Raw genomic sequence first — 13,560 nt, 5'->3', positions numbered from 1 at the left:
AAGTTTTGAGTTAAAGAGTTATTAATGCAGAATTCATCCTTTAATTGGCAAGTTGTAGCGGCATCGGTGATAGGTACGAGCCACGAAAAAAGAGCGCAGCCTTGTCAAGATGCCCACTGCTGGCGTCTCTTGCCAAACGGTGTTTTAGCGGCAGCGGTTGCCGATGGTGCGGGATCGGCAGCACTCGCAGAAGTTGGGGCAAAAATTGCTGTGGAAGCGGTTGTCGAAACGATTTGCCAACAAGAAAGGCTGCCTGAAAATGACGACGAATGGCAGGTATTTTTGACAGCATCACTGCAAGTTGCGCGGGCGCAGGTAGAAGCAGAAGCTGCAGTGCGGGAAGTGGCTGCGAGAGATTTAGCCTGCACTTTAATTGCGGTTGTTGCTACGCCAGAATTAATCGCAGTTGCTCAAATCGGCGACGGTGCGGCGGTAGCAGGTGACAGTGCAGGAAATGCGATCGCCCTGACTGTACCTCCCTGCGGCGAATACATCAACGAAACGATTTTTTTGATTTCGCCGAATGCAATTGAAACAGCGCAATTTCAGGTACTGCGGGAAAAACTGCGGCACTTGGCTGTTTTTTCCGACGGCTTGCAAATGCTAGCTCTCAAAATCCCAGAAGGCACGCCACATGGACCGTTTTTTGCGCCTTTGTTTCGGTTTTCTGGCGAGTGGAAAGAAGAAGAAGATGCGAAACAGCAGTTAGAGTCATTTTTGCGATCGCCCCGCGTTTCCGAACGCACCGATGATGACTTAACATTATTGTTAGCAACTTTTTCGAGCAATGTTTAGTCTGTTCAACTCCACTTACAAAAAGCGGATAAAAAATTATGACATATCCACGAATTAGTGCCAGAAGCTTGTTGCGAGAAACATTTGCTACTACGGGGCCTATATACGCTCCCCTGTTGATAATTAACTCTCTCAGTTTGATATTTGCAGCGCTCAATAGTTTGGGCAAGCTAGGTTCTGCAGGTGTTGCTTTTAATATTATCTACTGGTTCGCGGTAATTCCTTTGTTGTCGGGAGCCATGATTTTCTACACTTACCGAAGTTTGAGAAAAAATTCCGTAACTGTAGGTCAGGCTTTCAATCAAGCAAACAAAAGATTGCTGCCACTCATTGGGGCTTATATTATGTGTTTGCTGCTGGTGCTTGCTGGCTGCATTGCACTAATAATTCCCGGGCTTTATGTATCATATCGCTTAATGTTTTCCTTTTACGCTACCGTCATTGATAACTCTTCGGCGCTGGACAGTATTAGTAGCAGTTGGGAATTAACGAAAGGGCACTGGTGGTTGGTATTTCGCTCGTATTTTTTGATAGTTTTTGTGGCTTTTGTGCCAATAGTTTTGATGGTCATATTAATCAGTTCTACGGGAAATTTGCTAGCATCTCAGCTTGTGGGTAATATACTCGGATTTTTAGCAGCACCGTTGATGAATGTTTATTTGGTTTTATTGTACCTGCGCCTGCGGGAATCGGCAGCAACTATTAAATAGACATCTCCTAAAGATAAAGTCAAGGGCTGTCAGGATACCTACCCCACAAAAATTGTTAGCGCTGTCTCGCGATCGGTGAAAATTTGGCGCGGTTCTATAATAAAATCGAGGTGTCAACAATTCTGCTTTAGTTTGTACAGTAGGTCGTCGTTTGCAAGCACAAGAGATTAAGGATAAGCTCAACTCCCTAATTAGCGCAGCAGATCCAATAGATCCGAGTTTGGCGAGAAGATTGGATGAAATCAATCGCTGGGTGAAAGATGTTAAACCCGGTTCGCTAACGGCTAAAAAATTTGTGATGGCTTTTTTGCTGCAGCTTATCCGAGATTCTCAGGTTTGGCTGGCAGTTCAATCTCTACCTTCGGAAAGAGAACAGCAAGCCGCTTTTGAGTTAATGACGCCGGGGGAAAGGTATTGGTACAGCTATCTATTTCCTAAATGGCTGAGCGAAAACGATCGCAAATTTTACATCTGGAAACAAAAACTCAAGGCCGGCCAATTCGATCCGGGAGATGATATCGTGATTCGTGCGATCGCAGCCCGAATTGTCGATCGCCAAGGCACTGTTTTGTATCGATATGTTGCCGATCTTTCTATGGCAACCGATTCGATCGTTAGCAACCGCCAACAGCAGCCCCTCTGTATCCAAGTGACTACTCTTTCGGATGAATTCTCTGAACAAAAATATCAGAATTGGCAACAAACTCTTCGAGATTGGGGGATTGACAGAGGATTATTTTTAAGTTATGATAAAAATGATGCAAATTTCCTGAACCAGTTAGTAAATATAGCATTATATAATAGTGATAATTTGCCCGCAGGTCGTTACCTCAAGTTCCCGTAAATCAAGCATATCTGCTGCTGAGAATAGTTCGACTGCTCCAAACTCTGTGAAAAAAAATTTGACTAACTCACATATTGCACAATTTTCGACAATGCCAAAAAGCTAACCCCCAGCCTGCTTCTGGAAAAGGGAAAAGAGACCAAGATTTTTCGTCCCCTTTTCTGTCTCCGGGAGGGGTCTGCCAGATGCTGGCAAGAGGTGCTTGATACGAAGGCTAAATAACGGGAAGATTTACCGCAGCAATCAATCTTGTGAAAATAAGTAGCAACTCGGCCTAAGTTGAATTGAGATTTGATTTAATCGCGGTGGAATTGTTGGAAATAAAATCTAATTACATCAAAATCAAATACTATGACAGTACAAGGTACGCACACCGTTGAAAATAACTTGCAAAAAGTCTGGGAAGAACTGGAAGCAGCCAGAAAAATGCAGGATGAATGGATGAATTACGGGGTAGATTTTGTAGATTTGTATGTGGAAGATGCGGGCGGTGAGTGGTTGGAAAAGTGGGGTAAATGTGAAGAAGAATTAGAGAGACTTAAACATAAAAATGTAGATATTGAAGCGGTCAAAGCAGCGATCGACATTCCCAGCTTTCACCAGACAAAACTGCTGGAAATCGCCTTAAATTGCCGTTACTCTACCAGCTATTACTCCGATCGCCCGGAGGAGTCTCCCGCTTGGCAAGAGGTTAAGTACAAACGGCTGTCACTCTTAGGGGGAGCGATTTTCGGTGCTGTTGTTACCGATTACCTGTACCGCGAATATCCCGAACTCGATCCCGATGCTATCTCAACCTTAAAAGCTCATTTAGCAGATCCCAAAAAACTTGCGGATTTTGCACAAAATTTGACATTAAATGAACTAGGCTGGCGCGTCTGGAACAGGAAACAAACAGAAGAAAGCGAGTACAATAGAAATTTTTCAGAGACTTTTGAAGCTTTGTTTGGCGCGATTTACTTGGAGTTTGATCGAGATTTTTTTCGTGGGAGAAACTGGCTGATTCAGCAATTGATTGAACCAAATGTTAGCCAGCATGGGGATCTGACACAGCGGCGAAAAATTGGGACCGAAAACGAGGTAAAACGGCGGGAAATCCTGGGGGCGGATATTCTAGATGCGATCGCGATCGACTATTTGTACAACCGCTTTCCTGAACGCAACGCCAGCCAGCTAACTCGCTGGAAAAATATGTTAGTGGCTAAAAAGATTTTTCCTAAAGACTTTAAGGCAAAATTAGGCAGTCATTACCTAGAGTTGGAGAGCAATTTCTCGCGTACCCGCGACTGGTTGGTGGATAACTTTATCAAAAGCGCAGTTGACGAACTGCTAGAGGAAAGCGAAACTCAACCAGAATATGTGATTGACAGTGCCAACCCTGACTCGCTGCCAGAATTAGTCAGCCGAATTACCGACAAAAAGTGGAAAAATGAATTTGTGAGAGTTGTCAGCATTTTGCAACCTGCTGACGAACTTTTGCTGCTGATGCAACAAAAAATTGACAGCATGGCGGCTAAGGATGAAACTTTGCAGCAGTTGCTAATCTGGGCAAATCACAAGTCTCAGTTAGTGCAAAGGAATTACAAACCCGTCGAGATTCGCGCTTTTTATGTTGCCTTAGTTTGCGTTCTCGATTTGGCTTTGACTCGCGTCCTCGATCCGAGTCTGAAGTTTGATAGATCGAAAGTTCGCAAGTTGCGGAATTGTTTGGCAAAGGCGGGAAAAAATGTAGAATTTGCAGATGTTAACGAGTCTCTGAAATTGGCTTTTGATAATGATGTGGCGGGTATTTTGGTTCGCATTTGGGCGCTGGATATTGAACCAGAACTTAAACAACTGCTGGCACAATTTCAGACGGAGATGCCTGATTTGCAAAACTGGAAAAAGTGGCGCAAAGAGTGCGGTAGCTGTTGGCTGGCAAAATTCAAAAGTGCGATGGACTACAATCGAGACTTTCGCCCCCAACAGAAAACTCTGCTGAAACAGTATTACTATGCCCACAACTTGCTGGTGGAATGCCTCAACAGCGATAATTGTCAGGTGACACCGGCCGTCAGACAAAAAATTGAGGATAAAATGTTGTTATTGTCGGTGGATTTGAAGCTGGTTCACATCTAATTTTGATAGCGCGGACGGGCGAGACGCCCATTCCACTAATCGATGGACGGGCGGGATGCCCATCCCACTAACAGCAACAGGGCTTAACCACTCCCCCCCAAGAAATCGGGTTTTTTACCGAATCTGCGGTCTGCAACACGTCTTTTGGTGAAAAACCCGGTCTCTCCTCACCGGTGCCTAAGTCATAACAAAGGTAAGATTTAATGGGCAAGTCAAGTTTATTGAGTCATGGCTTCCAAATCCTGTATCCCATAACGGAATTCTATGCAGTTGCAGCGCCAATTTAGCGGACAACTGATTGCGATCGACACCAAAACTGCGATCGCCAGTGGGGGTGAAGGTCGCATCTACCCGATCGCCCAAGACTCGTCCCTTGTAGCCAAAATCTACCACAAACCGACAGACGAAGACGGCGACAAACTCACAGTCATGTTCAGTATGCCGCCGGATGCGCCGATCGCGGAACCGGGACACGCTTCCATTGCTTGGCCGATCGATTTGCTGCATACTGTCGGCGGGCGAGAAAAAATCGTTGGTTTTGTGATGCCGCGCGTCAACAAAGTGATGCCGGTACACACTTTCTACACTCCCAAAACCAGGCGCGAACAAAAACCGCTATTTAGCTATCTTTACCTCCACCGTACCGCCAGAAACCTCGCCTCGGCTGTAAACGCCCTCCACGTCAGGGGTTACGTCATCGGCGACGTAAACGAGTCGAACATTCTCGTCACTGATACGGCGTTGGTAACGCTGGTAGACACGGATTCGTTCCAAGTGCGTGATCCTTATACGGGTTACGTTTATCGGTGTCCCGTGGGGAAACCCGAGTTTACGCCGCCGGAGTTGCAGGGCCAGACTTTCCGCGATATCGATCGATCTCCAGAGCACGATTTGTTCGGTTTAGCTGTATTAATTTTTCAATTGCTGATGGAAGGTACGCACCCGTTTGCGGGAGTTTATCTCGGTAGCGACGAACCGCCGTCTTTGGAAGCGAGAATTCGATCGGGCCATTTCCCCACAGGTACGAAACGGATTCCCTACCGCCCGATGCCGGCTGCGCCTCCTTTTGAGATGCTGCATCCGCGACTGCGGCAGATGTTTATCCGCTGTTTTGAGGAAGGGCACGGCAATCCTTCGGCGCGCCCGGATGCGAAAACTTGGGTGAATGCGATTCGGGAAGCGGAAGAAGCTTTAGTTACTTGCAGCAAAAACAGTCAGCATAAATACGGAAATCATCTCAGTCGGTGCCCTTGGTGCGATCGGGCAAAACTCCTCAAAGGCCGCGATCCGTTTCCTTCGCGACAAGCAGTCAGCAACGGATTGCACTTGCAGCCCGCGAAAATCAAGCGTAAAAAGCCCCAACCACCGCCCGTCGTGACCCAGCCCGCAATGCGTCGGCAACAGCCCGCCACGGGGCTGCCGCGCCCCCTCGGCCAGTACGCAGTGCCCTTGCTACCGATGCCGATGTCTTCTCGGAGTCGGACTCCGGCGCCTCGGGTTCCGGTGGGCAAGTTTGAGCGCATTGTTCAGGATGCTGCTTGGGGAGGTGTTTGGGGTAGTTTGTGTTTGGCGGCGATCGGGGGGATTTATTCGGTAATAGCTGAGGGCGGCGGCGCTATTTTGGGGGCGATTTTTGTTGGTACGATTTGGGGCTGTTTTTTTGGGATGATGTGGGGCGTTTTTACTTTGCCGCCGAATCAGATTTGGCGGAAGTGGGGCGGAGTTTTGGTGGGGGCGTCTTGGGGGGCTTTCTTGTTGGCGGCGATCGGCGGTGCGGTGTTTGGCGCGATTAATAGCACTCCGGGGATCGGGGAGAGGATTTTGGCTGGGGCGGGGGTTGGTGCTCTCTGGGGCTGTGTTTGGGCAACTTTTCAGCCTCCTCTGGCGCTGCCAATGGGGAGGGTGTGGGGCCGACGAGGAGGGTATTTGGGGGCTGTCTGGGGCTCGTTTGTGGGGACTCTGGCTGGTGTTTTTTTGGGGACTGGGCTGGTTGTTTGGCAGCAATACGGTGTCCAGATGCGGCCGGTGAATGAGTTTGCGGGTTTGCTGCTGGGTGTGGCGATCGTGGCGGCTGGTGTGGGTGCTCTTGGAGGTGTGGTTTCTGGGGGTTTGTTGGGTTTTTGCGGGTTTTCGCCGAAGTTGCCGATTTCGTTTCAGCCTTCGGGTGTAAGTGGTGGGACTTTGGGGGCGATTTGGGGCAGTTTTTTGGGTACTTTTGCGGGTGCGGTGTTAGGTGCGGGGGTGTCTGCGATGTTTCCGGCTGTTAGCGCTGGGGTGCCGGTGGAGTTGGGACCTGTGGCGGGGGCGATCGTGGGGGCTGGTTTGGGGGCGATTTGGGGGGTGGTTTCGGGTACTGTTTGGGGGGCTTTGGGGAAGTGGTGAAGAAAGAAGCAACGATGTAAATTTGCAACTGCAGATATTTCTCTGCAACCTATTAGCCAAGCGCCTCCACAAAGCGTACGACTTCCAGCGTTTGACGTTTCGGGGACGCACATCAAGCCGAACCTCTACTTGAATTTAACTTAGTCTTAACTTAAACTTAACCTGATTCCCTAGTAAATCTAGCGACTAACTGGAGTTACATGAAGTCAGCCTGCCACGCCTGGGAATGCGTGCGCGTGAAGAGCGAGTTCTAGTAGGATTACAGGCAATGAGTTCTATCTTTTTCAGCCCCAACGATTGGCAAACAGTCACCTTTAGGCTGACGGCTGCACTACTGGTAGGCTTCGCGATCGGCATGAACCGCCAGCAGCCAGGTAGACCAGCAGGTTTAAGAACCTTTATGATTGTGAGTCTAGGCGCAGCTATATTTGTAATGATTCCTTTGCAGATGGATGGCGACAGCACCTTTTCCTCTTCCAATGCTTTGAGCCGAACTATCCAAGGAGTTGCCACAGGGGTAGGCTTTCTGGGGGGCGGAATCATTCTGCAACAAACTCAATACCCACGGGGTAAAGCTGAAGTCAAAGGATTAACTTCCGCCGCCACTATTTGGTTGGCTGCCGGATTAGGTGCAGCGGCAGGCTGCGGTTTGTGGGTGATGAGTTTGATAGGAACGCTGTTTGCACTCTTGGTTTTGAGTGGCGTCAAACGGCTTAAGAAGTCTGTCTTGATTCGTCCTTATGCTAACAGCCAACCAAAAACACGAGTCAAAGATGCAGCCTCAGTGCCCGATCGGCAGCCAGAATAACTAAACTTCCCTTTCAAAAAGTACAAGATATACTCACCACGGTCAAAGATAATGGTGAGTAGCTGAGTACCTTTTGCGGTTAATTGCTCTGGGTTAAATCTCCGAAAGTTTAATGTTAAAAGAGAATCCAAATGTTGTTTAGGGGTGATAGCAACCTGAGTAATGAAGTCAGATATTGCTGTCTTAAACCCCGAAAAATCGGAGTAATACTTAGAATATAAACACTTCTTTTTGCCATACTCTTTGAACTAGGTTTCAAGCCAGAATTGTGCGATCAAACAAATTCCGATACAGGAAAATTTGATTTGTACGCTTTTCTCAAGCCAATTTTTACTTAAGATGACAATGACAATTCGGCTTTTCAATCAAAGACTCAACCAAAGCATTCAAAGCAACTGCCGCCAACAATCCGCCGCCAAAAGTCCCCACAGTCGTAATATAAGCAACGCCCGATCGCACTAACCGCCGTTTCGCCACCGGAGAATGACTAAAACCGATCGGCATACCAATTACCAAAGCCGGTTGCAGTTGCCCACACTCGATCGCCTCGCAAACCGCCATCAGCACAGACGGCGCGTATCCTATTACCAATATACAGCCTTTTTCCAGTTTCAATAACTTTTCCAACCACTCACCCTGCCGCCAGAATTCCTGTTCCGCTTCCGCCGCAGCATTGATGTGCGGGTCATCAATTAAAGTTTCAATACTTGTTCCCAAATGCGCCAATCTAGTCCGATCCAAAGCTGCAAAAACAGGCGGCACATCAGCCACAATTTGACACTGATTTTTCAAAGCTTCCCGCGCCGATTTAATCGCCGTTTCGCTCAACTTCACAAACGGCAGCAGCGAACAATCTCCGCAGGCTAACACCAGTTTTGAAAGCAAGTCTACCTCAATTTCCGAGCGATCGCCCAAATCCGGCAACAAAAGCTGCAACGACTCCCCAAAATCCTCCGGGTGAGTGTGCGCCCCCGCATCCCAACCCTCCCAAAGTTGTTCCAACTCATCCAACCCCCCCTCAGTTTCCGCCTGCAACAGCCTTAATTGCGCCAATGCGTCGGCTTGCACAGCTTGACAGGAAATATCCCGCCCCAGCAATCCTTCCAGCGCCGAAGCCGTTTCTCTGAGGCGAACAATTTGCTGAATAACCGACAGATATTGCCGTTGCAGAGTCGCCATCAGCGCGTTTGGGGAAGCATCCGCGTCAGTTTCTAACAGTTTGCGGATGTGAGACAGTTGAAAGCCTTGCTGCTTGAGTGCAACTATTCTTTGCAGTCTTTGCACGTCGCTGCGGGTGTACAGTCTGTAGTTAGAGGTCGATCGTACCGCCGGAGATAGCAGCCCCAAAGCGTGATAATGTCGCACCATCCGAGGGGTAATTGTGCCTTTTACCGCTTCTGTAAGTTGTTTGATTGTCAGGTATTCTTGCATTGGATTTTTTAACCGCAGATATGGGCGGATAAACGCGGATGGGTATGGATGGTTATTGAGTTTTGTAATTTTGTTTGGTTTTACTCTTGACATTGACATTAATGTCAATGTTTAGGCTACAGGAGTCATTCTACTAAATCAAGCTTTACAAATGACTTCTAATTCTTTGTCACTTTCTCACATCTCCCAGTTAGCAGAAGAACATCCAGATGCTGTGACTGCCGCCCTGTGCGGAATTCTAGTAATCTTGGGTTCGCTAGCGCTGCAATTCGGCTGGCTGGGTGTAGCCGTGTTAATCTTGCCCGCAGCTTATGTTATCGGCGGCTATTCCAGTACCCGCGAAGGCTTAACTACGCTTTTTCAAGAACGCGAATTAGATGTAGATTTGTTAATGATTGTTGCTGCTTTGGGCGCGGCCGGTTTGGGGCTATGGCGGCAAGAATATCATTTAATTGTTGACGGTGCGGTGTTGATTTTAATCTTTGCAATTAGCGGCGCGCTTGAAGGTTATGCTATGCAGCGGACTGAACGCAGCATCCGCAGTTTGATGAGTTTGACTGCGGATACTGCTAGGGTGGTAATGTACGGCGGGGAACGGGAAGTTGCGATCGGCAAATTGGAAATTGGCGATTACATTTTAGTCAAGCCCGGAGAAATCATCCCCACAGATGCGATAATTATTGAAGGCTACAGTGCGATCGATCAAGCCTCGATTACCGGCGAATCGATGCCCGTGGAAAAAACCAGGGGCGATGAAGTCTATGCAGGTACAATTAACGGTGTCGGCGCGCTGAAACTCGAAGTTCATAAAACTCCAGAAAGCAGCTTGATTCAGCGAGTGATTCGGCTGGTTCAAGAAGCGCAAACAGCAGCGCCGGCTTCTCAAATGTTTGTGGAAAAATTCGAGCGCGGTTATGCCAAATTAATTGTCGGTTTAGGCTTGCTTCTGGCAACTTTGCCGCCCTTTGTTTTGGGATGGAATTGGGAAGAGACAATTTATCGGGCGCTGATTTTCCTAGTAGTCGCATCCCCCTGCGCGCTGATGGCTTCGATTATGCCGGCGCTGCTTTCGGGAATTGCTAATGGGGCGAGACAGGGGATTTTGTTTAAAAGTGGCGCGCAATTAGAGATGATTGGTAAAGTCAGGGCGATCGCCTTTGACAAAACCGGAACTCTCACCACGGGAAAACCTGAAGTTATCCAAATTGTACCAGCAGCCGGATATACTGAAACAGAAGTTCTGCAATTGGCAGCAGCCCTAGAAGCTCATTCCGAACACGCGATCGCCTCTTCAATAGTCAGCGCCGCCCAGCAGCAACAGTTACAATTGTCAACGGCTACCGACGTACAAGCAAAAATCGGTCAAGGAATTGTCGGCAAAGTCAACAATCAAATCATTGCCATTGGTAAAGCCGAATTTGTCGAAGCTACTTCCGAACTGACTCAAATCAGCCAGCAGTTGCAAGCCGAAGGTAAAACAGTTGTTTGGGTAGCAAAAGGCGCTCAGCTTTTGGGAATCATTGCAGTAGCAGACACCCTCCGCCCCGAAGCAGCAGCAACGGTAAAACGCTTGCAAAAATTAGGCGTAGAACATATAATTATGCTAACCGGCGACAACGAGCAAACAGCTCAACACATCGCCCGTCAATTAGGCATAAATGAAGTGTACGCCGAACTTTTGCCAGAAGACAAAGTGCAGGCAATAAAACAACTGCAAACCCAGTATCAAACTGTAGCAATGGTAGGAGACGGCATCAACGACGCCCCCGCCCTCGCTCAAGCTTCCGTGGGCATTGCGATGGGAATTTCCGGCAGCGATGTTGCTTTAGAAACTGCTGATATCGTATTAATGGCAGATAAGTTAGAGCAACTAGCTAAAGCAATTAGTTTGGGCCGCCGCGCTCAAAAAGTTGTCAAACAAAACATTATTTTTGCACTCAGTTGCATTGTGCTGTTATTGGCGGCTAATTTTTTCGGAAATATCACCATGCCTTTCGGCGTCATCGGTCACGAAGGCTCTACAGTAATCGTAACCTTAAGCGGTTTGCGACTGCTGAGAAATTAGACACGAAAAACAGCTAAAATCGAAGCAGAGCAAGAGTGAAATGCGTTCTCAGGCTCTTCCTGGGAACCAAAATTTTATCTGCGTTCATCTGCGTTAATCTGCCTTCATCTGCGGTTAAAAATTTAAAATATTAAGAAAAACTACAATTTGTGTTTGCGTCACTCAAAATACGCTAGCGTCAAAAGTATAGAATCATACCAAAATCTGAAATTGCTCGACACTGCAATAAAAATTAACCTAGAAAAAGTCTAGAAAATGGTATAGAACAGATTGCACCAAGAGCAATGGAAAACAAGTTTTCTGTTGGAGGCTATTATGAACCAAAAAGTCATTGGGGCCACGCGGAACGTTGCAATTGTTGGCCCTTATTTAAGCGGTAAAACCGCACTGCTCGAAAGTTTGCTGTCGGTGACAGGGACAATTACCCGCAAAGGTAATGCCAAGGATAGCAATACAATAGGTGATAGTTCGCCGGAAGCACGCGATCGCCAAATGAGCGTAGAAGTAAACGCCGCCACCGCTGAATATGAAGGCGTCCGCTTCACATTTCTCGACTGTCCGGGCTCGGTAGAATTTGCCCAAGAAACTTACAATGCGCTGATTGGTGTGGATGCGGCGATAATTGTTTGCGAACCAGTTGCCGATCGCACTTTAACCCTCGCACCCCTGTTTAAATTCCTCGATGATTGGGAAATTCCCCACCTAGTTTTCATCAACAAGATCGATCGAGCTTGCACAGACGAAACTACTTGCGGCAGCAATTTCACCGACGTGCTCGAGGCGCTCAAATCCGTTTCCAGCAGACCGATCGTACCTCACCAATATCCGATCGGCAAAAACGAACAAATCATCGGTTTTATCGACTTAGTAACCGAACAAGCTTACCACTACCATCCCGGCGCCGCCGCAGATCCCGTCCCGCTTCCAGAACACCTCAAAGCACAAGAAAGCGCAGCGCGGCAGCAAATGCTCGAAGAATTGGCGAATTTTGACGACCATTTACTCGAAGAATTGCTCGAAGAAATCAATCCCGACGCCGAAGAAATTACCCGCGATTTAAAGATGGAATTAGGCGCAGATTTAATTGTGCCAGTATTCATCGGCATCGCCGAACAAGATTTCGGCGTGCGGCCTCTGCTGGAAGCTTTGCTGAGGGAAGCGCCGACACCGGAAACTACAGCCGATCGCCGCCGCATTATACTAAGTGAAAACAAAGTTCTGGCTCAAATCCTCAAAACCTATTACACGCCCCAGGGAGGCAAACTATCGTTAGTGAGAATGTGGCGGGGGACGCTGGCAGACGGAGCAATTTTGAACGGCGTTCGAGTTAACGGTTTGTACCGCTTGAGTGGCCAGCAAACGCAAAGTTTGCAGTCTGTCAGCGCCGGGGAAATTGTGGCTTTGGGAAGGCTAGAAGGCGTGAAAACAGGCGATACGCTGGCCCTAGACCGATCGGAAGAATTGCCAAAAGCCGAAATCATCCCGCCTGTCTACGCACTGGCGATCGTCCCAGAAAAGCGCAACGATGAAGTTAAGCTGAGCTCCGCTTTAGCTAAATTGCTAGAAGAAGACCCATCTTTAGTCTGGGAACAGCACGGCGACACTCACGAAATTATACTTTGGGGTCAAGGCGAAATCCACCTGAAAGTAGCCTTAGACAGGTTGCGCCGCAAGTATAACTTGCCGATGGTAACTCACTTACCGCAAGTGCCGTACAAAGAAACCATCCGCAAACCTGCATCTTCCATCCACGGCCGCTACAAACACCAAAGCGGCGGACACGGACAGTTTGGCGACGTGTACCTCGACATTCAACCGCAGCCACGAGGCGAAGGCTTCAATTTCACCGACAAAATAGTCGGCGGCGTCGTCCCAAAACAGTACATTCCCGGCGTGGAAGTGGGAGTGCGCGAGTATTTGGACCGCGGCCCGCTGGGTTTCCCGGTGGTAGACGTAGCGGTGACGCTGACGAACGGTTCCTACCATTCTGTGGACAGTTCCGAACAAGCTTTCAAGCAAGCGGCGCGTTTGGCGATGCAGGAGGGAATGGCCAAGTGCGAACCGGCATTGCTGGAGCCGATCGCCAAAGTTGAAATTTGTGCTCCGAACGAGTGTACATCAAAGGTGTTGCAGTTGGTCAGCGGACACCGCGGCCAAATTCTCGGCTACGAAGGTAAAAAAGACTGGAAGGGATGGGATGCAGTTTCTGCTTATTTGCCGATCGCAGAAATGCAGAATTTGATCGTAGAATTGCGATCGCAGACAATGGGAGTAGGATTTTTTAATTGGGAGTTCGATCGATTGCAAGAAGTGCCGGAACCTTTAGCTAAGCGGGTTTTGCAAACGACTGGTGGCAATGGAAACGGTAACGGTAAAAGTTAGGTAATTGTCTTAAAAAACCCGGTTT

At 48.2% G+C, this 13,560-nt stretch carries 9 protein-coding genes; 8 read left to right on the top strand and 1 reads right to left on the bottom strand.

Annotated features, from left to right (window positions below):
• Positions 1-24: 24 nt before the first annotated feature.
• The 6 genes from QUA38_RS01335 to QUA38_RS01310 all read left to right on the top strand — a co-directional run bounded on the left by QUA38_RS01335 (position 25) and on the right by QUA38_RS01310 (position 7,657).
• Complete coding sequence (locus QUA38_RS01335) at positions 25-795, top strand: PP2C family serine/threonine-protein phosphatase (RefSeq protein WP_333158529.1); 771 nt, start codon at positions 25-27, stop codon at positions 793-795.
• Between the two features lie 38 nt (positions 796-833).
• Complete coding sequence (locus tag QUA38_RS01330; protein WP_333158527.1) at positions 834-1,505, top strand: hypothetical protein; 672 nt, start codon at positions 834-836, stop codon at positions 1,503-1,505.
• Positions 1,506-1,656: 151 nt separating this feature from the next.
• The gene (locus QUA38_RS01325; protein ID WP_333158525.1) at positions 1,657-2,349 is read left to right on the top strand and encodes a hypothetical protein; all 693 of its coding nucleotides are present in this window, start codon (positions 1,657-1,659) and stop codon (positions 2,347-2,349) included.
• A gap of 351 nt (positions 2,350-2,700) precedes the next feature.
• A complete protein-coding gene (locus QUA38_RS01320; RefSeq protein ID WP_333158523.1) occupies positions 2,701-4,467 on the top strand; it encodes an NACHT C-terminal helical domain 2-containing protein in 1,767 nt (588 codons plus the stop codon).
• Between the two features lie 264 nt (positions 4,468-4,731).
• Positions 4,732-6,849, top strand: a complete 2,118-nt coding sequence (locus QUA38_RS01315) for a DNA-binding protein (RefSeq protein WP_333158521.1) — start codon at positions 4,732-4,734, stop codon at positions 6,847-6,849.
• A 268-nt stretch (positions 6,850-7,117) separates the two neighbouring features.
• Positions 7,118-7,657 (top strand): MgtC/SapB family protein, encoded by a 540-nt coding sequence (locus QUA38_RS01310; protein ID WP_333158519.1) that lies wholly within the window; start codon positions 7,118-7,120, stop codon positions 7,655-7,657.
• A 330-nt stretch (positions 7,658-7,987) separates the two neighbouring features.
• On the opposite strand, the gene QUA38_RS01305 is transcribed toward QUA38_RS01310, so the two are convergent.
• The gene (locus QUA38_RS01305) at positions 7,988-9,088 is read right to left on the bottom strand and encodes a precorrin-8X methylmutase (RefSeq protein WP_333158518.1); all 1,101 of its coding nucleotides are present in this window, start codon (positions 9,086-9,088) and stop codon (positions 7,988-7,990) included.
• A gap of 151 nt (positions 9,089-9,239) precedes the next feature.
• Here QUA38_RS01305 and QUA38_RS01300 point away from each other — a divergent pair, with 151 nt between their 5' ends.
• A complete protein-coding gene (locus QUA38_RS01300; RefSeq protein ID WP_333158516.1) occupies positions 9,240-11,153 on the top strand; it encodes a heavy metal translocating P-type ATPase in 1,914 nt (637 codons plus the stop codon).
• Positions 11,154-11,468: 315 nt separating this feature from the next.
• A complete protein-coding gene (locus QUA38_RS01295; protein ID WP_333158514.1) occupies positions 11,469-13,535 on the top strand; it encodes an elongation factor G in 2,067 nt (688 codons plus the stop codon).
• Positions 13,536-13,560: the final 25 nt, after the last annotated feature.

The organism is Microcoleus sp. Pol12B4, assembly GCF_036701385.1.
Lineage (GTDB): Bacteria > Cyanobacteriota > Cyanobacteriia > Cyanobacteriales > Microcoleaceae > Microcoleus.
This window is presented reverse-complemented; position numbering and strand designations above follow the sequence as displayed.